General features: G+C 58.7%; 16 protein-coding genes and 1 tRNA gene. 10 read left to right on the forward strand and 7 right to left on the reverse strand.

Features of this window, described 5'->3' with window-relative positions; all coding sequences use genetic code 11:
• The first annotated feature begins 14 nt into the window (after positions 1-14).
• The 7 genes from dtd (at position 15) to ACR0I7_RS07605 (ending at position 8,701) form a co-directional block, all read left to right on the forward strand.
• Positions 15-452, forward strand: coding sequence for a D-aminoacyl-tRNA deacylase (gene dtd / locus ACR0I7_RS07575; RefSeq protein ID WP_480509607.1), 438 nt, complete (start codon positions 15-17; stop codon positions 450-452).
• Positions 452-1,555: a DUF4147 domain-containing protein gene (locus ACR0I7_RS07580; RefSeq protein WP_480509608.1), complete on the forward strand. Its 1,104-nt coding sequence runs from the start codon at positions 452-454 to the stop codon at positions 1,553-1,555. The genes dtd and ACR0I7_RS07580 overlap by 1 nt, the downstream gene beginning before the upstream one ends.
• 24 nt (positions 1,556-1,579) lie before the next feature.
• A complete protein-coding gene (locus tag ACR0I7_RS07585) occupies positions 1,580-3,571 on the forward strand; it encodes a CocE/NonD family hydrolase (protein WP_480509609.1) in 1,992 nt (663 codons plus the stop codon).
• A 128-nt stretch (positions 3,572-3,699) separates the two neighbouring features.
• The gene (locus tag ACR0I7_RS07590) at positions 3,700-5,283 is read left to right on the forward strand and encodes an ABC transporter substrate-binding protein (protein ID WP_480509610.1); all 1,584 of its coding nucleotides are present in this window, start codon (positions 3,700-3,702) and stop codon (positions 5,281-5,283) included.
• Between the two features lie 15 nt (positions 5,284-5,298).
• Positions 5,299-6,255, forward strand: coding sequence for an ABC transporter permease (locus ACR0I7_RS07595; RefSeq protein WP_480509611.1), 957 nt, complete (start codon positions 5,299-5,301; stop codon positions 6,253-6,255).
• Positions 6,252-7,067: an ABC transporter permease gene (locus ACR0I7_RS07600; RefSeq protein WP_480509612.1), complete on the forward strand. Its 816-nt coding sequence runs from the start codon at positions 6,252-6,254 to the stop codon at positions 7,065-7,067. The genes ACR0I7_RS07595 and ACR0I7_RS07600 overlap by 4 nt, the downstream gene beginning before the upstream one ends.
• Positions 7,064-8,701 (forward strand): ABC transporter ATP-binding protein, encoded by a 1,638-nt coding sequence (locus ACR0I7_RS07605; protein ID WP_480509613.1) that lies wholly within the window; start codon positions 7,064-7,066, stop codon positions 8,699-8,701. Before ACR0I7_RS07600 ends, ACR0I7_RS07605 begins: the two co-directional genes overlap by 4 nt.
• A gap of 29 nt (positions 8,702-8,730) precedes the next feature.
• On the opposite strand, the gene ACR0I7_RS07610 is transcribed toward ACR0I7_RS07605, so the two are convergent.
• Positions 8,731-9,228 (reverse strand): thioredoxin domain-containing protein, encoded by a 498-nt coding sequence (locus tag ACR0I7_RS07610; RefSeq protein ID WP_480509614.1) that lies wholly within the window; start codon positions 9,226-9,228, stop codon positions 8,731-8,733.
• 176 nt (positions 9,229-9,404) lie between these two features.
• On the opposite strand from ACR0I7_RS07610, the gene ACR0I7_RS07615 reads away from it, so the two are divergent.
• Positions 9,405-10,241: an alkaline phosphatase family protein gene (locus ACR0I7_RS07615; RefSeq protein ID WP_480509740.1), complete on the forward strand. Its 837-nt coding sequence runs from the start codon at positions 9,405-9,407 to the stop codon at positions 10,239-10,241.
• Positions 10,242-10,249: 8 nt separating this feature from the next.
• Here the strand turns inward: ACR0I7_RS07615 and ACR0I7_RS07620 are convergent, their stop codons facing one another.
• The 4 genes from ACR0I7_RS07620 to ACR0I7_RS07635 all read right to left on the reverse strand — a co-directional run bounded on the left by ACR0I7_RS07620 (position 10,250) and on the right by ACR0I7_RS07635 (position 15,255).
• Positions 10,250-11,173, reverse strand: coding sequence for an alpha/beta hydrolase (locus ACR0I7_RS07620; protein WP_480509615.1), 924 nt, complete (start codon positions 11,171-11,173; stop codon positions 10,250-10,252).
• Between the two features lie 12 nt (positions 11,174-11,185).
• Positions 11,186-13,075: an acyl-CoA synthetase gene (locus tag ACR0I7_RS07625; RefSeq protein WP_480509616.1), complete on the reverse strand. Its 1,890-nt coding sequence runs from the start codon at positions 13,073-13,075 to the stop codon at positions 11,186-11,188.
• A 156-nt stretch (positions 13,076-13,231) separates the two neighbouring features.
• On the reverse strand, positions 13,232-15,052 hold the full coding sequence (locus tag ACR0I7_RS07630) for an ABC transporter transmembrane domain-containing protein (RefSeq protein WP_480509617.1): 1,821 nt from the start codon (positions 15,050-15,052) through the stop codon (positions 13,232-13,234).
• A 129-nt stretch (positions 15,053-15,181) separates the two neighbouring features.
• Positions 15,182-15,255, reverse strand: a tRNA-Gly gene (locus ACR0I7_RS07635).
• A gap of 353 nt (positions 15,256-15,608) precedes the next feature.
• Here ACR0I7_RS07635 and ACR0I7_RS07640 point away from each other — a divergent pair.
• Positions 15,609-17,498 carry a PhoX family protein gene (locus tag ACR0I7_RS07640; protein WP_480509618.1) on the forward strand — a complete coding sequence of 630 codons (1,890 nt, stop codon included), beginning with the start codon at positions 15,609-15,611 and terminating at the stop codon, positions 17,496-17,498.
• A gap of 57 nt (positions 17,499-17,555) precedes the next feature.
• Here the strand turns inward: ACR0I7_RS07640 and ACR0I7_RS07645 are convergent, their stop codons facing one another.
• Both ACR0I7_RS07645 and ACR0I7_RS07650 read right to left on the reverse strand, forming a co-directional pair.
• Positions 17,556-18,122, reverse strand: a complete 567-nt coding sequence (locus ACR0I7_RS07645; RefSeq protein WP_480509619.1) for a tetratricopeptide repeat protein — start codon at positions 18,120-18,122, stop codon at positions 17,556-17,558.
• Positions 18,123-18,152: 30 nt separating this feature from the next.
• On the reverse strand, positions 18,153-18,641 hold the full coding sequence (locus ACR0I7_RS07650; protein WP_480509620.1) for an Lrp/AsnC family transcriptional regulator: 489 nt from the start codon (positions 18,639-18,641) through the stop codon (positions 18,153-18,155).
• A 102-nt stretch (positions 18,642-18,743) separates the two neighbouring features.
• Here ACR0I7_RS07650 and putA point away from each other — a divergent pair, with 102 nt between their 5' ends.
• Positions 18,744-22,148, forward strand: coding sequence for a bifunctional proline dehydrogenase/L-glutamate gamma-semialdehyde dehydrogenase PutA (putA, locus tag ACR0I7_RS07655; RefSeq protein ID WP_480509621.1), 3,405 nt, complete (start codon positions 18,744-18,746; stop codon positions 22,146-22,148).
• Positions 22,149-22,183 lie beyond the last annotated feature (35 nt).

The raw sequence follows: 22,183 nt of genomic DNA on the forward strand, positions 1-22,183 counted from the left end.
CTAGCGACAGAAGCATGCGCGCTTTGATCCAGAGAATTACCAGCGCGTCGGTCAAAGTCGACGGCGAGGTCATCGGACGTTCGGGTCGTGGAATGCTGATCCTAGTCTGCGCCATGAGTGGGGATGACGAAACCAATGCTGATCAGTTGGCGGTCAAGATCGCCAAACTTCGGATATTCAAGGATGATGGCGGCAAGATGAACCGATCGATCCTTGATATCGGCGGCTCGGCTTTGGTTGTAAGCCAGTTTACGCTGGCGGCTGATACCTCTCGGGGCAACCGTCCGGGTTTCGCAGAGGCCGCGCAACCGGAGATCGGCCAACATCTCTATAAAGTGTTCGCCGAGCGGCTGGCGGCGCAGGGCGTTGATGTCGAAACCGGGGAATTCGGAGCCGACATGGCAGTAGAGCTGATAAATGACGGGCCAGTCACGATTTGGATGGAGCGCTGATGACACAAGCAGAACAAGCGGTAGAAATCTGGAAAGCGGGCGTCGCCGCAGTGGATGGCTATCTCGCAACTCGTGTGGCTTTGGACACAGTGCTGCGACCCGATCACATCCTCGCAGTCGGGAAAGCCGCTGCAGCCATGGCAAGCGCTGCCCTGGAGCGTTTTGAGGATGTGCCTGCGCTGGTGGTTACCAAGGACGGTCACGGCAAGGGCCTGCCCCAGCATGCTGACCTGATTGAGGCCTCGCACCCGGTTCCCGACGAACGCAGCCTGATCGGCGGGCGCGCCCTGCGCAAAGCGGTCGAGGCGATGGAATCTGGATCCCATCTGCTCTTGCTGGTCTCGGGGGGCGCATCGTCGCTGGCTGAAGATCTGGTTCCGGGGAATGATCTGGGCAATCTCGCCGCGCTCAACCAACGGCTTTTGTCAGACGGGTTGGATATCGTTACGATGAACAGCGAACGGCGCAGGCTATCGCTGATCAAAGGCGGCGGCCTGCTGTCCGGCTTTTCAGGCGACCGGGTGACGGTTCTTGCAATATCAGACGTGCCGGGGGACGACGTGCGCGTGATTGGTTCCGGCATTGGCGCATTGCCGGATGCTCATGCGTTCGAGGGATCGGCTCGCATCATTGCTTCAAATGCACATGCTCGTGCAGCCGCTGCAGAGGCGACCCAAAGCAAGGGGCTAGTCGTTCTGGCCAATGAAGAAGCCTTGCACGCTGACTACCTGTCCGTTGCTGATCAGTTGGGCCCGCGTATTCGAGGTATGGCGCCGGGTGTCATGATCTTTGGTGGTGAGCCAACCGTCGTCCTGCCCGAAAGTCCGGGCAGTGGGGGACGCAACCAGGCGCTGGGTCTTGCCCTTGCCCGCGAAATCGCAGGCTGTCCCGGAATCACGGTCGTCGTGGGTGGGACAGACGGGACTGACGGCCCCACCTCTGCTGCCGGGGCTATCGTCAGTGGCTCGACCTGGGCCGCGGGCGCCGAATTGGCTCTGAAACATGCCGATAGCGGAAGTTTTCTGGACGACGCCGGAGCCCTTCTGACAACCGGGCCTACAGGAACCAACGTCATGGACCTTATCGTCGCCTTAAAACACTAGATCATCAAGATCAAAGAGCTGCCAATGAACTCCGTCAACTCACTTTGTGATATCGAAGAAATCCCTGATCTGGGTATCCGCATGTCCGACGGCTGCCGCCTGTCGGCACGGATATGGCGGCCCATTGATGCCGAACAATCCCCCGTTCCGGCCATTCTGGAGTACCTGCCCTATCGCAAACGCGACGGCACCACGGCGCGTGATGCGCTGACCCATCCGTGGTTCGCCAAGCGCGGCTATGCCTGCATCCGTGTCGACATACGCGGCAATGGCGACAGCGAAGGGCTGATGCGGGACGAATACACCCAGCAGGAACTGGACGACGCTGTCGAGGTTATCGCCTGGCTGGCCAACCAGACGTGGTGTACCGGCGCCGTTGGCATGATGGGGATCAGTTGGGGCGGCTTCAACTCGCTTCAGGTCGCGGCGATGCGTCCTGAACCTCTTAAAGCGATCATCACCTTGTGCTCGACCGCGGACCGGTACGCCGATGACATCCACTACAAAGGTGGCTGCCTGTTGAACGAAAATCTCGGCTGGGGCGCGACTATGTGGTCCTATTCCTCGCGCCCGGCAGACCCCGCCCTGCGTCCGAACTGGCGCGCACTATGGCTGGACAGGCTTGAGAATGAGCCCTTTCTGCCCTCGGTTTGGCTGCGGCATCAAACGCGCGATGACTACTGGCGCCACGGGTCGGTCTGCGAGGATTTTTCGGCCATTCAGGCTGCGACACTCGCCGTTGGCGGCTGGGGGGACTCGTACAAGAATACCGTTCCCCTTCTGGTCGAGCAGCTGGATGCGCCGGTGAAAGGCATCGTTGGCCCTTGGATTCACAAGTATCCGCATTTTGCCGTACCCGAACCCCGCATCGGCTTTCTGCAAGAGGCCTTGCGCTGGTGGGATCACTGGCTGAAGGGCATCGAAACAAGTGTCGCGCAAGACCCCGACTATCGCGCCTATCTGATGGATGGCGTGCGGCCGGCACGCTGGTACACGGAACGGCCCGGGCGGTGGATCGCTGAACCTGAGGGCGCAACATCGCATCTGCCCACCGTCACACTGGCGCTGACGGATAAGGGGCTGGGCGAGGCAGGTTCACTGACGGCCACGGTCCGCTCGCCGCATCATTGCGGGCTGGATGGCGGCGAGTATTGTGCCATCTGGCTGGGCCCGGACATGCCGGGGGACCAACGTGCTGACGACGCGCTGTCCGCCTGTTTTGACAGCGCCCCGCTGGATCAGGACATGGATATCATAGGTGCGCCGCGCGTTCGGCTACGTCTCAGCGCGGACAAAGCGCAGGCGCAGATTGCCGTCCGGCTGAACCACATCCACCCCGATGGCGCCTCAACCAGAGTGACCTACGGCGTGTTGAACCTGACGCATCGCAGCAGCCATGCTGCACCGTCCGAGCTAATGCCCGGCGAGTTGTATGATGTTGAACTGGATCTCGACCACATTGCCTATCGCGTTCCCAAGGGGCACCAGCTGCGCCTGGCTATCTCAAGTGCCTACTGGCCGTTGATCTGGCCTTCGCCTGAAACGGCGGAACTGTCGCTGGCATCCGGGCAGCTTGCAATTCCGCAACGCGAAACGGCAGTGTCGGACGAATGCTCTTTCGCCCCGCCCGATGCAGAAGAGCCATGGCAAATCAACACACTGCGTGGTCCCCAAAATGCACGCCGTGTGGAAACCGATATGTATTCCGGCATGATCAACGTTGTTGTGGAGGACGATTTCGGCCTCGTTGAGGACTGCAACCACGGTCTGATCAGCGGTGGTTCGGCACGCGAGGTCTGGTCGATCCACCCGGACGACCCCCTCAGCGCACGCGGAACCTGTCAATGGGTTCAGGAGCAGAAGCGTGACGACCTGCATCTGAGAACCGAGACCGATTGCGAGATGTGGTCAGACGCAAAGCATTTTTTTCTCTGCGCCACGATAAAATCGTTTGAAAATGACGCGCTGATCTTCTCAACCACAAAAGAAGACAAAGTTGCACGCACCCATATGTGACACAAGCCGACGGCTGAACCGGTCTTTTGACCTTGCCCGGTCGGCCAAAATGCGCCAACTTTGACGCAACGATCAACAAAAAACGCCTCGAAAGGCGCAATAAGTTTTCAATTCAGGGAGAATCCAGAATGAACGACCAACTCACTCACATGGCCGGACAGGTCACGGCCGGCAAACTGACCCGCCGTGAATTCATGGGCAAAGCGGCTGCATTGGGGGTGTCCGCCGCTGTGGCCAGTACGATGTTTGCCGAGGCCGCCCGCGCGGCAGGCCCCAAAAAAGGTGGCGACCTGAAATTCGGCATGCAGGGCGGTGAGTCAACCAACTCTCTGGACCCGGCGACCTATTCCAGCTCGGTTCCGTTTCTCAACGGCAAACAGTTCGGCGATCAACTGGTCGAGGTGGCTCCTGATGGCACCATCGAACCACGTATCGCAGAAAGCGTTGAAGGCAGCGCGGATGCCAAGGTCTGGACCTTCAAGCTGCGCAAAGGGGTCGAGTTCCACAACGGTAAGACCGTGACCAGCGAAGACGTTCTGAAGACCATGCAGCGTCATTCGAACGAAGATTCGAAATCCGGTGCTTTGGGTATCATGAAAGGCATCGAGGCGATGAAGGCCGATGGGGACAACTTTCAGGTCACCCTGACCGAGGCAAATGCCGATCTGCCTTATCTGCTGGCGGATTACCACCTGATCATCCAACCCGACGGCGGAATGGAGAACCCGGGCGCGGGCATCGGCACCGGCCCTTACAAGGTGGAAGTCGACGAACCGGGTGTACGCCACGTATTTACGAAGTTCGAAAATCACTGGAGCGACTACGGCAATTTCGACAGTGTCGAAGTAGTTGTTATCAACGATGCCACCGCCCGGACAGCCGCCCTGCAATCTGGTCAAGTGCATGCAATCAATCGGATCGAGCCCAAGGTCGCAGATCTGCTGGGCCGCGCGCCCAACCTGACGGTGCATTCGACAGCAGGTCGCGGTCACTATGTCTTTATCATGCACTGTGATACCGCACCTTTCGACAACAATGAACTTCGGCTGGCGCTGAAATACGCGATCAACCGCGAAGATATGGTGGACAAGGTTCTGCGCGGCTATGGCTCGATCGGGAATGATATGCCGATCAACTCTGCTTATCCGTTGTTTGATGAAACCATCGCGCAGCGCGAGTTCAGCATCGAAAAGGCCGCTGAGCACTATAAAAAGTCAGGTCACGACGGATCGCCGATCATTCTGCGCGTGGCAGATGGTGCCTTCCCTGGTGCCGTGGACGCCGCGTCGCTATTCCAGCAAACCGCCGCTCAGGCCGGTATCCCGCTGGAAATCAAGCGTGAACCCAATGATGGCTACTGGTCCGAGGTCTGGAACGTGCAACCGTTCTGTGCATCCTATTGGGGTGGCCGTCCAGTGCAGGATCAGATGTATGCAACCGCCTATCTGTCGACCGCAGACTGGAACGACACCCGCTTTAAGGTGCCGGCCTTCGACGACATGCTGTTCGCAGCGCGTGCCGAGCTGGATGCCGACAAACGCAAGGGCATCTACAGCCAGATGGGTCAGATGGTGCGCGACGAAGGTGGCCTGATCTGCCCGATGTTCAACGACTTTGTCGAAGGCATCAGCAACCAGCTGGACGGATGGGAAACCGATCCGACGCAAGAGCTGATGAACGGTCAGATTTCCCGCAAAATGTGGTTCGTCTGATACGGATTCAGATTTATGCATCCGATCATCAAACTGGTTTCCCAGCGCCTGGCGCTGGGAATCCTTCTGTTGTTTGGCGCTTCGGCGCTGATTTTTGGCCTGACCGAAGCCCTGCCCGGTGACGCCGCACAAGCCGTTCTGGGTCAGTCCGCAACCCCAGAGTCTCTGGCCAACCTGCGCGAGGAAATGGGCCTGAATCGTCCCGCCATGACCCGCTATTTCGAATGGCTGGGTGGCATCCTGCAGGGGGATCTGGGGCAGTCGCTGACCAACAAGCTCGACATTGCTGAATCGATCGGCAATCGCTTGGGTAACACTCTGTTTCTGGCATTCTGGGCGGCTATCGTCTCGGTCCCCCTTGCCATCTTCCTGGGCCTACTGGCCGTGCGCTACCGCAACCGCTGGCCCGACAAGCTGATCTCAGCGGTGACACTGACCACAATTTCGATCCCCGAATTCCTGATCGGCTATGTTCTGATCTATTTCGTGGCCGTAAAGCTTGGCATGTTCTCTCCGCTGGCGATGATGAACGACAGCATGACACTGGGGCAGAAGCTGAACTCGATCGCCCTACCCGTCATCGTTCTGACACTGGTGGTTCTGGCGCATATGATGCGCATGACCCGCGCCGCGATCCTGAACGTGATGCAATCTGCCTATGTCGAAACCGCCGAACTGAAAGGCCTGAGCAACTTCAAAGTCATCTACCGCCACGCTTTTCCCAACGCCATCGCACCAATTGTCAACGTGGTGATGATCAACCTAGCCTATCTGGTTGTGGGCGTTGTGGTGGTTGAGGTCGTCTTTGTCTATCCCGGCATGGGGCAGTACCTCGTCGACCATGTAACCAAACGAGACGTGCCCGTTGTTCTGGCCTGCGGTGTGATCTTTGCCGCGATATATATCGGATTGAACATGGTTGCAGATGTCGTTGCCATTCTGGCCAACCCAAGGCTGAGGCATCCGAAATGAAGAACATTCCTGTCTCTGCACTGATTGGACTGGGCTTCACCGGTTTGTATTTCTTCATCGCGATCTTCGCCCCTCTGCTTGCGCCCTATGGCATGGCAGAGGTCGTCGGCGACGTGTGGGAGCCCTCAAGCGCGGCATTCTGGCTGGGCACGGACAATATTGGCCGCGACCTGCTAAGCCGTATGATCTACGGCGGACGCACAACGATCTTTATCGCCACCGCCGCAACAATCCTCAGCTTTGTAACCGGCTCGGTTCTGGGTTTTCTGGCCGCTGTGCTGGGTGGATGGGCCGATCAGGTCATGTCGCGGACGGTTGACCTGATTATGTCGATCCCAACCCTGATCTTTGCGCTGGTGGTTCTGGCGATGGTGCCTGTCACCATTCCGGTTCTGATCGTCGTTATGGGTTTGCTAGATTCCACGCGTGTGTACCGGCTGGCCCGCGCGGTTGCCGTAGACATCGCTGTCATGGACTATGTCGAAGCCGCCAAGCTGCGTGGTGAAGGCCAAAGCTGGATCATCTTCCGGGAAATCCTGCCCAACGCCCTGTCGCCCTTGGTGGCCGAGCTGGGTCTGCGGTTCATCTTTATGGTTCTCTTTGTCTCGACCCTGTCCTTTCTGGGGCTGGGCGTTCAGCCACCCCTGGCGGATTGGGGCGGCATCGTTAAAGAGAACAAGGACGGTATCGTCTACGGCATCGGCGCGGCGCTGTACCCTGCGGTGGCCATCGCCACGCTGGCCATCTCGGTCAACCTTGTGGCGGACTGGGTCCTGAACCGCACCACATCGCTGAAAGGAGGCCGGGGATGAGCGATACCCTTCTCAAGGTCCGCGACCTCAAAATCGGCGCAACTGTTTATCCGCCGGGCGAAAAACCTCATGACATCGAAATCGTACACGGGGTCAGCTTTGACCTTGAGCGCGGCAAGGTACTGGGATTGATCGGCGAATCCGGCGCCGGGAAGTCCACCATCGGTCTGGCCTCAATGGCTTATGGTCGGGGCGGTGTGCAGATCACTGGTGGCGAAGTTTGGGTCAACGGGCGTGACATCCTGAAGGCTGCGCATGGGGATATCCGCAAGCTGCGCGGGGGTGAGGTGACTTATGTCTCGCAATCCGCTGCCGCCTCGTTCAACCCAGCCAAAAAGATCATGGATCAGGTGGTCGAGGCTGCGGTTGAACAGAAGAAGTTCAGCCGCAAGGACGCCGAAAAACGCGCGCGCACGCTGTTCGCCAAACTGGGGCTGCCTGACCCGGACAATATCGGCAACCGTTATCCACACCAGGTGTCCGGCGGTCAGTTGCAAAGGTGTATGACCGCGCTTGCGCTCTGCCCCGAACCTGACTTGGTTGTATTTGACGAACCCACCACCGCGCTGGACGTGACCACACAGATCGACGTTCTGATGGCAATTAAAGAAGCCATCGCAGATACCGGCGTTGCTGCGCTTTACATCACCCACGACCTTGCGGTCGTTGCGCAGGTCAGCGACGAGATCATGGTTCTGCGGATGGGAAACACGGTCGAGCATGGCACCACCGATCAGATCATCAACACCCCGAAAGAAGAGTATACTCAGGCCTTGGTCTCGGTCCGGTCAATTGAGCACGAGGAAAAGCAGCCAACATCCGAGCCTGTCCTCAGCGTCGAGGGTATCACGGCGCGCTATAAGGGGCTGAATTTCGACGTCCTGCACAATGTCAATGTGGAGTTGCATCCCGGGCAAACCCTGGCGGTTGTCGGCGAATCCGGATCCGGCAAATCGACATTGGCGCGCGTGATCACAGGGCTGCTCCCTGCAAAGGATGGCGAGATTACGTTTGCGGGCAGAAAGCTCAGCGCCGGCCTCGGCGGGCGCTCGCGCGAGGATTTGCGCGAGTTGCAGATGATCTACCAGATGGCCGATGTGGCCATGAACCCGCGACAGACCGTCGGCACGATCATCGGGCGGCCGCTGGAATTCTACTTCAAGATGCGCGGAGCTGAAAAACGCAAACGGATCATTGAGCTGCTGGATGAGATTGAACTGGGCGAGAAGTTCATTGATCGCTATCCCGCAGAGCTGTCCGGTGGTCAAAAACAACGTGTCTGCATTGCGCGGTCGCTGGCGGCCAAGCCCAAGATGATCATCTGTGATGAGGTCACCTCGGCGCTTGATCCTCTGGTCGCAGATGGCATCCTCAAACTTCTGCTGAACTTGCAGAAGATCGAGGATGTGGCCTATCTGTTCATCACCCACGATCTGGCGACCGTGCGCGCGATCAGTGACAGTATCGCGGTAATGTATCAGGGCCGCGTTGTGCGCTATGGTCCGAAGTCACAGGTCCTGAGCCCGCCGTTTGACGACTATACCGATCTACTGCTGAGTTCGGTGCCTGAAATGCATCTGGGCTGGCTGGAAGAGGTCGTGGCACATCGGAAAATGGAAAGCGCAGGAAACTAACAAAATGGCGGGCTTTTGCGCTCGCCGTTTTATGCCGGGTTGCCGAACCTTCGGGCATGTTCGGCCAGTATCGGACGCAGGTCTTCGCTGTACCGCATGCCGTGCAAGGTCTGCTGCAACACTCCGTCGCCATCAAACAGCAATAGGGTGACATGCTGCGCCCCATAACGATTGGCAAAGGCAGCACCATCATTCTGGGTGATATCAGCCACCAGATAGAGCAGATCTTCTTCATCCACCTGTTTCAACGCGCTGCGGGTTTCGCGCTGTAGCGCGGTACAGATCGGACATTGCGGATCGTGTACCTGAACCACCACAGGTTTGCCCTGACCAACGCGCGACAGGTCACGCTCGGCTTCCATCGCCCGAACCGAGCGCATCATGATGAATCCCCCTCCCCCCAGAACCGCTATGCCGATAGCCCCGTTCCGAGCGAGACGCAGGACATCACGGCGTGACGCGCTGGCAGATTGCGCGGTCTTCGCCTTTTGTATCTGGGCCTTCTTGCGTTTTGAGAGTTTTGCCATTGTTCCGCTGGTATATGATTTGCTTTGCCCGACAATATTCCGGGATCGGCTGCGGCATATTCACAATTTCGACATCGAAAATGACGTTTGTTTAGTCCCGAAATCTGTCGCTTTTGGCAAAGCTGTCACATGCGCTGGTGCCCAATAAAATGACCAGACCTAATAGAGAGGCCGATATGGATCGTAAACTGCTTCTTATCATTCTGGACGGCGTGCCATGGCGCAATTTCCGCCGCCTATTCGGCAATCTGGAAGGCTGGGTCGACAATGGTGACGCGCGGGTATGGAAACTAAGCGCCGTGCTGCCATCGACCTCGGCCAGTTGCTACGCATCGATCCATACAGGGGTCAGCCCTCAGGAACATGGTTGCACCGGAAATGGCAACATCTTCCGCCTGCACCACAAGGATGTGTTCAGTCAGGTGCGCGAAGGCGGTGGAGTAACCGGCGCTGTCACCCACAGTTACTGGTCCCAGTTCTTCAACCGCCACCCATTCGACCTGGTCCGTGACATTGAATATGACGAACCCGACAGCATGACGATCAACCATGGTCGTTTCCACAGCATGACGGGCTATGGCAAAACCAACCAGATGACGCCATCCGATGTCGACTTATTCGCAACCCTGACCAATCTGTGCCTGCGATTTGGATTGAACTACGGCATCCTTCACACCTGCACGTTGGACAGTATGGGTCACCGTTTCTATCACGACTGCGCGGAGATGGATCACGCCTGTTTCGTGATGGACGAGATGCTCGCCCCGTTCATCATACGCTGGCGACAACTGGGGTACGAAGTGATCGTGACAGCGGATCACGGTCAGGACGAACGCGGCCACCACGGTGGACGCGGCACGCTGCAACAAGAAACCGCGCTTTATTACTTCGGCGATGCCAAAGGCCCGGATGCAGAAGTTGTGATTGATCAGCTTCAACTGGCACCAACCATCTTGGCCCGGATGCAAGCGCCATTGGCCGACACGATGAAGGCTGCTCCGTTTCTGACATAAGGGCGATCCTAGTCGTAGGACCAGATGCCCTGCCCGAGTGCTTCGATCGCAACCGAAATCCGCTCAAAGCTATCTGCTGCCCGTTTTACAGTGGTGCGGGCACGCAGGTATCCGTGTACCAATCCGGCCTCGTTTACCCAATGCGCCTGCCCCCCCGCAGAAGCGATTTTCTGAACATATGCGGCACCATCGTCTCGTAACGGATCGCAATCAGCTGTTACAACAACGGTTGGTGGCAGGTTCGAGAAGTTGGTGTCTTGAAGCGGCGCAAAGGTTGGATCGTTTTGGGGAACGGAACCGCCGCCGTGGATTTTCTCATAAAACAAGACCTCATCACGTGTCAGAAGCGGAGCTTGTGCATGCTCTGTATATGATCCTTTGGAAGTATCCCCCCCGAGCCCCGGATAGATCAGAACCTGCCCCAAAATGCTGTCTGTCTGCTGTCTTGCATGATGCGCGACGGCGGCTGCCAGATTGCCGCCTGCGCTGTCGCCTGCAAGAACGATTGGATCGCCGAATTCCTCTAGCGCCCATGTAACCGCCGTCCAGCTGTCCTGAAACTGAGCCGGGTGTATATTTTCGGGGCACAGACGATAATCGATGGCCATGATCCGATACCCGGTCTGCGCACAAATTTCGGCGCAGACGTCATCATGGCTGTCCAGACCACCAACGACAAAACCTCCGCCATGGAGATAGATAACCGTTCGGGTTGGATCCCCGGCTGTGTAGAGGCGAACCGGCACACCATTGGCGGACCGGTCCTGAGTGTCTACGCCTTTCGGGCGCGGTTGAGCAAAGTCGCGGCACATCTTGTCGTAGACAGCCCGCTGATCTTCGATGGACCGCTCAACCGCATCGTCAGGATAGCTTTCGGTCGTTCGCCTTATGAACGCCCAGGTCTCTTCATCAATCAGACGCTCATAGTTCATGGCCCCTCCCGGTCAGTCAGCCCACTCCCATGGCCGGGTGAATGATCCCAGCACCTTACCGACATCGTCTTCGGACGCGCCGTTCGCGTCAAGCTGCGCAACAAGGCCACGTTTCTTATCATCGATGACCGAGACGACGCGCGCCGCAACCCCGGCCGTTTCCAGGGCGCTGTTGTAAATGCGCGTGATCGCCATCTTGCGCAGATCGGGCTTGAACACCTTGCCCACGGCCGTCTTGGGCAGTTCAGGCAGGATCGTGATATGTTTGGGCCGCGCGGCGCGTTCGTGAACATGCACCTTGCAGTACTCCATCAGCACTTCTTCGGTGGCCGAGGCGCCGTCGATCAGTTCGACAAAGGCGCAGGGCACCTCGCCTGAATGCGCATCGGGTTGACCAATCGCACCAGCGAAAGCGACGGCCTCATGCCCCAGCAACGCCTCTTCAATCTCAGCCGGGTCGATGTTGTGACCGCCGCGAATAATCAGGTCCTTGGCGCGGCCCGTAATCCACAGATACCCGTCCTCGTCGAACCGGCCCAGATCACCGGTGCGCAGATATTTGTCGTAGTGATAGAGGTTCGTGTTCTTATCGTCCTCGGTATAGGTGTGCCCGGCATAAACACCGGGGTTTGAGATGCAAATCTCACCGATCTGATCCGATGAACACTCGACAGGTCCATCGGGGCTGTCGCTGAGGATTTTGACATCTGTGTAGGGGAACGGGAGGCCGATCGAGCCGATCTTTTTCTCACCATCCACGGGGTTGCAGGACACCAGACAGGTCGCCTCGGTCAGGCCGTACCCCTCGACAATCGTCACACCGGTCGCCTCTTCAAACCGCCGGAACAGTTCAACCGGCAGAGGTGCTGAGCCTGAAAAGGCGGTTTTGACGCTGGAGATGTCAGCATCAACCGGGCGCTGCATCTTGGCAGAAATCGCAGTTGGCACCGTAATGATGAAGGACACTTTCCAGCGCTCGATCAGCTTCCAGAAATTGTCAAAGACGCCATCCCCACGATAGCCGGCCGGCGTTGGGAAAATCACATGCGCCCCGGATGAGACCGCCGCCATCACAATCACATGCACCGCAAAGACGTGGAACATCGGCAAGGGACACATGATGACATCGTTTTCATCAAACAACAGCGTGTTGCCCAGCCAGCCATTGTAGATCAGCCCAGAATACTTGTGCTGCGCCACCTTCGGCATGCCGGTGGTGCCGCCCGTATGGAAATAGCAGGCGACACGGTCCTCTTTGCTATCTTCAAAGGTCAGCGTGGCGGGGTGCTTTGCCAGTTCCTGACTGAAGGTCCGGTAATCGGCATGGGCAAGGTTTTCCTTGTCGCCCATCTTTGGCCGCAGCAAAGGTACTAGCCATGATTTCGGCGGCGTCAGATAACGGTTTAGGTCAATCTCGAGAATCGTGTTCACGCTGGGGGCGTGACGCACCGCTTCTTCAACCTTTTGGGCCACATCGGTTTTTGGAAAGGACTTGAGCGTAACCACCACTTTGGCCTTGGTTTCGCGCAGGATCGCTGCGATTTGCTCGGGTTCCAGCAGAGGGTTGATCGGGTTCACGATACCCGCCACCGCACCACCCATCATTGTGACCAGCGTTTCATTGCAATTGGGCAGCACATAGGCCACCACATCCTTTTCCCCGATCCCCAGAGAACGGAACAGGTTGGCCGCCTGATTCACCTTGCCCAGCAACTCGGACCAGGTCAGCGTCTCGGCCTTGTCTTTCGGCCCCGAAAGCAGCTGGAAAGAAATCGCTTTGTGGTTTGGATATCTCTCAGCCGTGCGCGTCAACAACTGATGGAAGGTGACAGGAACATCTCTGTCCTCCCACGTCATCTCCTGCTCGATCCGTATCTTGTCGTCCAAACCCACAAATGCCATCTGGCGCCTCCCCATTTATCTCCCATGTCGTGCACAGGCTATTGATAAGTTCCAAGATGGAAGCAAATCAACGCGCACGCAAGCAACGGCTTACCCGGCGGACCAGAGAAAATGTAGAATGACGCTGCGACGAATGGCGACCTGCCCGAACGTCACTTATTCAGCGGCGACACCGTCGGTGAATTGCAGCCGTGCCAGACGGGCATACAAACCATCCTGCGCCACAAGGTCTTCGTGGGTGCCCTGCGCCATAATCTGCCCGGCTTCCATCACGATGATACGGTCCGCTTTTTTCACGGTGGCCAACCGGTGTGCCACGATCAACGTAGTGCGACCGGCACGCATCTGATCCACCGCACCCTGCACAGCACGTTCGCTTTCCGCATCAAGGGCCGAGGTTGCCTCGTCCAGCAACAGCACTGGCGCATCCCGCAGGATGGCTCGGGCGATGGCGATCCGCTGTTTTTGTCCGCCGGACAACATCACACCGCGTTCGCCGACAAAACTGTCATATCCGTCCGGTAGGGCCGAGATGAACTCATGCGCCGCAGCGGCTTTGGCGGCCGCTTCAACCTGGGCATCCGTGGCATCAAGCCGACCAAACCGGATGTTTTCTCGCGCCGAGGCGGCAAAGATTACCGGATCTTGCGGAACCAACGCCATATGTGCCCTGAAATCATCCCGCTTCATGTCACGCAGATCGACACCATCCAGACTGATCTGACCCGCATCAGGGTCATAGAACCGCTGAAGCATCTGAATGACCGTTGTTTTCCCGGCGCCTGATGGGCCAACAAACGCAACCGTTTCACCGGGTTTCACCTGCAAGGTCATCTGCTCCAGTGCCTGGATATCCGGGCGCGAAGGATAGTGAAAGGTGACGTCCTCGAACCGGATATCGCCGCGCACAGGCAGCGACAATGACTTGGGGCTGGCAGAATCTCTGACCGTATCCTGAGCGTTCAACAGCTCGACCAGACGCTCCGTAGCGCCTGCCGCGCGCTGCAGCTCGCTCCAGATCTCGGAAAGCGCGGCTACCGACCCCGCCATGATGACCGAATATATCACGAACTGCACCAGAACGCCTTCGGTCATGACCCCGTCGCGCACATCATTCGCACCCATCCACAACACGCCTACGATGCCTGAGAACACCAGAAAGATCACGATGACCGTCAGGATTGCGCGGGTCTGGATACGTCTCAGCGAGACAAGGTATGACGTTTCCGTCATATCGCCGAACCGCTTGCGGCTGGCCTTTTCATGGGTGAAGGCCTGCACCGTCTGAACCGCGCCCAGAGCCTCGCCTGCATTGCCTGACGAGGCCGCGATCCAGTCCTGATTTTCGCGGCTGATGACGCGCAGACGGCGGCCCAGAACCAGTATCGGCACGACCACGGCTGGGATCAGCAGCAAAACCAAACCGGTCAGCTTGGCCGATGTCAGCAGCATCAGGATCAAACCGCCGATGAACATCAGCATATTGCGCAGAGCGATCGAAACCGAAGACCCCAAAACCGACTGGATCAGGGTTGTATCGGTGGTGATACGGCTGAGTACTTCGCCCGTCATGATACGCTCGTAGAACTCGGGGCTCATCCCGATCACGCGGTCGAACACAGCCTTTCGTATGTCCGCCACCACACGTTCGCCCAACCGGGTCACAAGGGCATATCGGATACCGGTTCCAATCGCCAGAACGGCAGCTATGCCCAGAGCGGCCGAGAAATACCAATCCAGAAGTTCACCATCTTCAATACGGAAATTATCGATCACGCGCCGTACCGCTAACGGCAGGGTCAGCGACATGCTGGCGGTCAGGATCAGCGCCAGCGTCGCGCCCAGCATCAGCAACCGATACGGTTTCATGAACGGCCAAAGCGCAGACAACACGCCCAGTTTTTTTGACCCCGCCCTTTCATCACTGGCCCCCGGGACCTGCGCGGTTTGTTGGCTGGCGGACTGAGAACTTGCCATAGCTGGCCCTTGCTTGGTGATCGGTACTAGGTCATCGCTTCTTGGCGGCACAGAGGCATCGGGTCAAGCGATGGCAATGCCATAGCATCCATTTCAGGTCTATTTGACGCAATCTCTGTTGAGCTGAACTGGAGCGGGTAGACGGAATCGAACCGACATAGCCTGCTTGGAAGGCAGGGGCTTTACCATTAAGCTATACCCGCTCAGCGTCTGGGCTGAGTAGTCCATGCGCCTGCGGTCGTCAAGCAGCGAAATCAATTCGATCCCGCTTTTTCTGCACCCCACAGCGGTGTCTTCAGATTAGTCTTGTGATGCACATGTTGAACCCTTCCCACAGCTACGGCACCGTCTGAACGCACGCGGTTTGATAAAACCGGGAAAAGTCCCGTTCACATTGCTTTGGCCTCGTCTATGAACGCCCGACGCCCTCTGTCGATCGGTGACCAATCACGCGCAATCGCTTAGGCATTCGAGTTTATCAACGCTGTTAAATTTCTGTCATGTAACAGCTCTACACACACCGCACGATTCACTTTGCGACAGCCAGGAGCCATCCATGAAAGACGTCGATCCCAACACCCTGTCCGCCGACGACTGGGACGAACTGCACTTCCCTCGCCCGGAAGAAAACGACTTTGACCGCGTTGTAGAAAGCGCCATTTCGCGGCGTGGTTTTCTGGCTGGCATCGTGGCCTTTGGCTCGGGCGCCGCAGCCATGGGGTCTGGCCTGCTGAATTCCACCTCGGCGCAAGCCGCTGAGGCGTCGCGCTTTGCGTTCACGCCGATTGCCGCTCAGACTGACGGGACCGTTCATGTGCCCGAAGGGTACGAGTGGAAGATGCTGATGCGCTGGGGTGACCCGCTGTTCTCAGACGCCGACGGGTATGATCTGACTGATGGCGGCCCCGTTGAGAACTCGGATAAGATCTTTGGCGAAAACACCGACGGGATGGAGACCTTCACATTCCAAGGCCATGAGTTGATCGCCATCAACCATGAGTACCCGAACCGCAAGATCAACCTGCCTGCTGCACAAGAAGGCGTTCCAGCCAGTGCGGATGACGTTCTGAAGTTCCAGAATATCCAGGGCGTCACAGTCATGGAAATCCAAGAAGGCCCAGACGGCTGGTCGGTTGTCAAAGACAGCCCCTTCAACCGCCGCATCCACCACAACACACCGATGAAAATCGTTGGTCCCGCAGCCGGTCACGACCTGCTGAAAACCGAGGCTGACCCGACCGGCACTTCTTCACTGGGTACCATGAACAACTGCGGCTCCGGCAAAACACCCTGGGGCACCTATCTGACCTGCGAAGAGAACTTTAACGGCTACTTCGGTTCCTCGAACGAAAATGCCAGCTACGACCAGAAGGTTGCGGATGGCATGAAGCGTTATGGCATCAAAGCTGAAAGCTGGAATGGCTATGAGCTGTTTGACCCGCGCTTTGACACCTCGAAAAACCCGAACGAGCCGCACCGCGCGGGCTGGATCGTAGAAATCGATCCGACCAAGCCGGACAGCACACCGGTCAAGCACACCGGCCTGGGCCGTTTCAAGCATGAGAATGCCGAAGTTGCGCTGGCCAAAGACGGGCGTGTGGTTGTCTACATGGGCGACGATGAGCGTGGCGAGTACCTGTACCGCTTTGTCTCAAACGGCACCTATCAGCCCGGCGCCGAGACCGAGGGTCTGCTGAACGACGGCACGCTGTATGTCGCCAAATTCAACGACGACATGAGCGGTCAGTGGCTGCCCTTGACGCCGGAAACCACCGGTATGGATGCCGCGGAAATCCTGATCTTTACCCGTATGGCCGCGTCGGCTGCGGGCGGCACCACCATGGACCGCCCGGAATGGGTGGCCTCCAGCCCCGTTGCGATTGAGGCGTATTGCTGCCTGACCAACAACAAGAACCGTGGCGTCAAGCCAAACGCTGGCGGCGATGACACCTCGGCCAATGGCCCCAACCCGCGCGACGCCAACAAATACGGCCAGATCGTGCGCTGGCGCCCGACGGATGAGGATCACGCAGCGGACGGCTTTGACTGGGACCTCTACGTGATGGCAGGCAACCCATCGGTGCATTCGGACGACCGCGCCGGATCGTCGAATGTGAACGAGGGCAACCTGTTCAACTCGCCCGACGGTATGGCCATCGACTCGACCGGTCTGGTCTGGATCCAGACGGACGGCAATGACGACAACGAAGAGGACTTTGCTGGCAACGGCAATAACCAGATGCTGGTTGGTGACCCGATCACGGGCGAGATCGTTCGCTTCATGACCGGCCCGAACGGCTGTGAAGTGACCGGTCTGGCATGGTCTACCGATCTGCGCACCATGTTTGTGGGCATCCAACACCCGGGCAGCAACTGGCCGGATGGTGGCACACCACGTTCATCGGTTATCGCGATCAAACGCACCGATAACGGCCTGGTCGGCTAACCTGCCTCATACACCTGAAACGCCCTGTCGCCATTGGCTGCAGGGCGTTTCTTTTTCTCAGATGTCCTGGCCGGGCGGCTCCAACGGCCCTCCGGGAGCCATGAGATGACGCTCGGACAGCCAGGGGTTCAACTCCAGCGCCCGAGACAGAGCAGCCCGAGCCTCATCAACTCTCTGCAGACCCAGCAATGTCAGTGCACGCCCGCTAATGGCCGCGACATGGTTGGGGGACAATTCAATGGCCTTGTCCAGGTCTCTCAAGGCAGCCTGGAGGTTCTGGCCCAGATAATTTGCAAAAGCGCGCTGGTTGTACCCTTCGGCGTATTGCGGGCAATAGGCGACAAGCTGATCAAAATCCGCGATGGCCCCCGACAAATCCCACGCGTCGCGCCGCGCCATACCGCGATCCAAGACCATCTGCGCCTTGTCATCGGGCGCGTCGGTCCACAATTCCCATAGCTGGCCGGATAGCTCGCGCGCCGCCCGCTCGTTGCCTGCGTCCTGAATCTGCGCGATCAGAGCATCAACGCCAGCCGAGTGATCCGGAGCCACCGGACAACCATCAGCATCGGCAACTGACGATGTCGCAAGACACAAAACCAAAGACGCGATGCAAAGTTTCATGCGGCAATGGTGATGCATCGCGCGTTCAGGTCAACCCATCCCCTCAAGACTGCCCGACACCCCGATCTCTTTGACCGCTTCCATCGCAACAAAGGTCGAGGTGCTGGCCACATGAGGAAGGGCCGAGATTTTTTCGGCCAGAACCGCGCGGTATTCAGACATTGATCCTGTGCGGACCTTCAAAAGATAGTCGAAGTTAGACGCGATCATATGCGCCTGCTCGATCTCGGGGATGCGGCGTACAGCGGTGTTGAATTCGCCCAGCGCCTTTTCGCGGGTGTCGGACAAGCGGACCTCAACAAAGGCCACATGATCCAGCCCCAGACGGATCGGGTCCAGCATGGCGCGGTATCCAGTTATGACGCCTTCGGCCTCCAGCCGTTTCAGCCGTGCCTGTGTTGGGGATTTCGACAATCCGATGCGGCGGGCCAGATCGGCCACGGAAATCCTGCCATCTTCGGCCAGAGTCGTCAGCAGGGCCCGATCGAACCGATCCAGACCGGGAAAGTCCTTTTGCATATCTACACCCCCTAAATTCAGGTCATTGGACCAGTGAATATCAAAATATAAGCGATTGTCCTGAAAAATCGCATGTATACTCCACAAAAGACCGGAGGATACATGTCGCGCACCCTACGCACCTTAATCGACAATCAGACCTATGCCGATCAATCGGCTGTGCTCGCCGAGCTTGTGACTTCAGCGGCGCTGACAGCGAATGACCGTCAGACCATCAGCGATGCCGCCGCGCAATTGGTGCGCGACATCCGGTCCAGCACTTCGCCCGGCCTGATGGAGGTGTTTCTGGCAGAATACGGGCTGTCGACAGACGAAGGCGTGGCCCTGATGTGTCTGGCCGAGGCCCTGCTGCGCGTGCCGGACGCCGACACAATCGACGCGTTGATCGAAGACAAGATCGCCCCATCAGATTGGGGCAAACATCTGGGGCAATCGTCGTCGTCACTGGTCAATGCGTCCACATGGGCGCTGATGCTGACCGGGCGGGTTCTGGACGACGACAAACCCTCGCCCGTCGGCGCATTGCGCGCCGCGATCAAGCGGTTGGGGGAGCCGGTGATCCGCACCGCAGTGGGCCGCGCCATGAAAGAGATGGGTCGCCAGTTTGTATTGGGGGAAACGATTCAGGCCGCCATGGCGCGCGCCAAAGGGATGGAAGACGACGGATACACCTATTCCTATGACATGCTGGGCGAAGCCGCCCGAACCGAGGCGGATGCCGCCCGGTATCACCTGTCATACTCGCGCGCCATCGCAGCGATTGCCGAGGCCTGCACCGATAGCGATATTCGCGCGAACCCCGGTATTTCGATCAAGCTGTCCGCCTTGCACCCCCGCTATGAGCTTGCTCAGGAACAAAGCGTCATGGACGAGTTGGTCCCCCGCCTGCGTTCGCTGGCGCTGTTGGCCAAATCCGCCGGGATGGGCTTGAACGTCGACGCGGAAGAGGCCGACCGCCTTTCGCTGTCGCTTCAAGTGATCGAAACGGTGATGGCCGAGCCCGCGCTGGCCGGTTGGGACGGGTTTGGCATCGTCGTTCAGGCCTATGGGCCACGTGCGGGACTGTTGCTGGACACACTCTATGACATGGCGCACCGGCATGACCGCAAGCTGATGGTGCGCCTGGTCAAGGGCGCCTATTGGGATACCGAAATCAAACGCGCGCAAGTGGACGGCGTCGACGGATTTCCGGTTTTTGCTCAAAAGGCGGCGACCGATGTGTCCTACATCGCCAGCGCGCGCAAGCTGCTGAACATGACAGACCGGATTTATCCGCAGTTTGCCACGCACAACGCACATACTGTCAGCGCAATTCTGCATATGGCCGGGGATCAGCCGTTTGAGTTCCAGCGCCTGCATGGAATGGGCGAGACGCTGCATCACCTGGTGATGGACAAACAGAACACCCGTTGCCGTATCTACGCTCCGGTTGGCGCGCATCGCGATCTGCTGGCCTATCTGGTGCGGCGCCTGCTGGAAAACGGTGCAAACTCATCTTTCGTGAACCAGATCGTCGACGAAGATGTCACGCCAGAGGAGGTTGCCGCCGATCCGTTTGCGGCTCTCGGCGCAGCTGTGAAACCGCTGCCTGCCGGGCCGGATCTGTTTCAGCCAGAGCGCGTGAACTCCAAAGGTTTCGATCTGCACCACACCCCAACGCTGGACATGATCGACGCGGCAAGAGACCGGTTTCGGGCGCATCATTGGTATGCACAGCCCCTACTGTCAGAGGACGCGCAGCCCGAAGAAGATCAGACCGTTATCAACCCCGCCCAGCCGCAGGACAGACCCGGCGCGGTGGCACCCGCCAGCCGCGCGGATGTAGAACTGGCGCTGGCCTCAGCCTCACCATGGCAGGCATCGGCGGCCGAGCGTAAACGGGTTTTGACAGCTGCGGCCGATCTCTATGAACAGAATTTCGGCGAGCTTTTCGCGCTGCTCGCCCGTGAGGCCGGAAAGTCGATACCAGACGTTGTGGCAGAGCTGCGCGAGGCAGTCGATTTCCTGCGCTACTATGCGGCGAACATACCTCAGGCCAAGCCCGCAGGTATCTTTACCTGTATCAGCCCCTGGAACTTTCCACTGGCAATCTACACCGGACAAATCTCAGCTGCACTTGCAACCGGCAATGCGGTATTGGCAAAACCCGCCCCGCAAACCCCGCTGATCGGGCATCGAGCGGTGCAGCTTTTGCATGAGGCGGGCGTGCCCCGTGATGCCCTGCAGTTTCTGCCGGGTGGTCCCGAAATTGGTGCCGCCCTGACCTCTGACCCGCGCGTTTCCGGGGTTGCGTTTACCGGCTCAACAGCGACTGCGCTGAAAATTCGCGTGGCGATGGCCGACAACCTGCGCCCGGGCACGCCGCTTATTGCCGAAACCGGCGGCCTTAACGCGATGATTGTCGACAGCACGGCCCTGCCTGAACAGGCGGTACAGTCGATCATCGAAAGCGCGTTTCAGTCGGCGGGTCAGCGGTGCTCAGCGCTGCGTTGCCTGTATCTTCAAGAGGATATCGCCGACGACGTACTGACCATGTTGCAGGGTGCGATGGATGCGCTGGAAATCGGCGACCCCTGGCTGCTTTCCACCGATTGCGGCCCCGTGATTGATCAGGAGGCGCTTCGGGGCATCAACGACTATGTGGCCGAAGCCCGCGCCGAAGGCCGCGTCCTCAAAGAGGGGCCGATCCCACCCGAAGGTAGTTTTGTGGCCCCGACATTGATCGAAGTCTCAGGCATTTCGGCGCTGCAACGCGAAGTCTTCGGTCCGGTGCTGCATGTCGCCCGCTTTCAGGCGCATGAGATCGACAAGGTGATCGCTGATATCAACGCCACCGGATATGGCCTGACCTTCGGCCTGCATACGCGCATCGATGACCGGGTGCAGCATGTGACCGAGGCTGTTCACGCAGGCAACATCTATGTCAACCGTAACCAGATCGGCGCGATTGTCGGCTCGCAACCCTTTGGGGGCGAAGGGTTATCTGGCACGGGCCCAAAGGCCGGCGGCCCAAACTATATGACGCGTTTCTGCGCCCCGGACCGGCAGGTCACGCGCGACACCTGGACAGAAAACGCCGAACTGCCCCCGGCAAGCGGGCAGCCAGCACCAATACGCACCCGGTCCCTGCCCGGCCCAACCGGTGAATCCAACAGGCTCAGCGAATATGCCCGGCCTCCGCTTCTGTGCCTCGGGCCCGGCCCCAAGGCGGCCGCGGCGCAGGCCGAGGCAATACGGGCCATCGGCGGAACAGCGATACAGGCAACAGGCGGGCTCGATCTGCATCGCCTTGAGAACCTGGCCGGTTTCTCGGGCGTTCTGTGGTGGGGGGAGGAAGAAGCCGGTCGCAACATCGAGCACCACCTGTCCCGCCGCGACGGTCCGATCCTGCCGTTAATCCCAGGTCTGCCGGACCGGGCCCGGGTGCTGGCTGAACGCCATGTCTGCGTTGACACGACCGCTGCTGGCGGCAACGCGGCCCTGTTGGGAGGTGCGGCGCAAGCGTGACTTGACGCTGGGCTGCGAAAGGCCCAGCGTCGCGC

The organism is Ruegeria sp. AM1, from assembly GCF_056540745.1.

Excerpts from the sequence above, each read along its gene's own strand:
- dtd (WP_480509607.1), top strand. The coding sequence starts at position 15 with ATGCGCGCTTTGATCCAGAGAATTACCAGCGCGTCGGTCAAAGTCGAC.
- ACR0I7_RS07580 (WP_480509608.1), top strand. The coding sequence starts at position 452 with ATGACACAAGCAGAACAAGCGGTAGAAATCTGGAAAGCGGGCGTCGCC.
- ACR0I7_RS07585 (WP_480509609.1), top strand. The coding sequence starts at position 1,580 with ATGAACTCCGTCAACTCACTTTGTGATATCGAAGAAATCCCTGATCTG.
- ACR0I7_RS07590 (WP_480509610.1), top strand. The coding sequence starts at position 3,700 with ATGAACGACCAACTCACTCACATGGCCGGACAGGTCACGGCCGGCAAA.
- ACR0I7_RS07595 (WP_480509611.1), top strand. The coding sequence starts at position 5,299 with ATGCATCCGATCATCAAACTGGTTTCCCAGCGCCTGGCGCTGGGAATC.
- ACR0I7_RS07600 (WP_480509612.1), top strand. The coding sequence starts at position 6,252 with ATGAAGAACATTCCTGTCTCTGCACTGATTGGACTGGGCTTCACCGGT.
- ACR0I7_RS07605 (WP_480509613.1), top strand. The coding sequence starts at position 7,064 with ATGAGCGATACCCTTCTCAAGGTCCGCGACCTCAAAATCGGCGCAACT.
- ACR0I7_RS07610 (WP_480509614.1), bottom strand. The coding sequence starts at position 9,228 with ATGGCAAAACTCTCAAAACGCAAGAAGGCCCAGATACAAAAGGCGAAG.
- ACR0I7_RS07615 (WP_480509740.1), top strand. The coding sequence starts at position 9,405 with ATGGATCGTAAACTGCTTCTTATCATTCTGGACGGCGTGCCATGGCGC.
- ACR0I7_RS07620 (WP_480509615.1), bottom strand. The coding sequence starts at position 11,173 with ATGAACTATGAGCGTCTGATTGATGAAGAGACCTGGGCGTTCATAAGG.
- ACR0I7_RS07625 (WP_480509616.1), bottom strand. The coding sequence starts at position 13,075 with ATGGCATTTGTGGGTTTGGACGACAAGATACGGATCGAGCAGGAGATG.
- ACR0I7_RS07630 (WP_480509617.1), bottom strand. The coding sequence starts at position 15,052 with ATGGCAAGTTCTCAGTCCGCCAGCCAACAAACCGCGCAGGTCCCGGGG.
- ACR0I7_RS07640 (WP_480509618.1), top strand. The coding sequence starts at position 15,609 with ATGAAAGACGTCGATCCCAACACCCTGTCCGCCGACGACTGGGACGAA.
- ACR0I7_RS07645 (WP_480509619.1), bottom strand. The coding sequence starts at position 18,122 with ATGAAACTTTGCATCGCGTCTTTGGTTTTGTGTCTTGCGACATCGTCA.
- ACR0I7_RS07650 (WP_480509620.1), bottom strand. The coding sequence starts at position 18,641 with ATGCAAAAGGACTTTCCCGGTCTGGATCGGTTCGATCGGGCCCTGCTG.
- putA (WP_480509621.1), top strand. The coding sequence starts at position 18,744 with ATGTCGCGCACCCTACGCACCTTAATCGACAATCAGACCTATGCCGAT.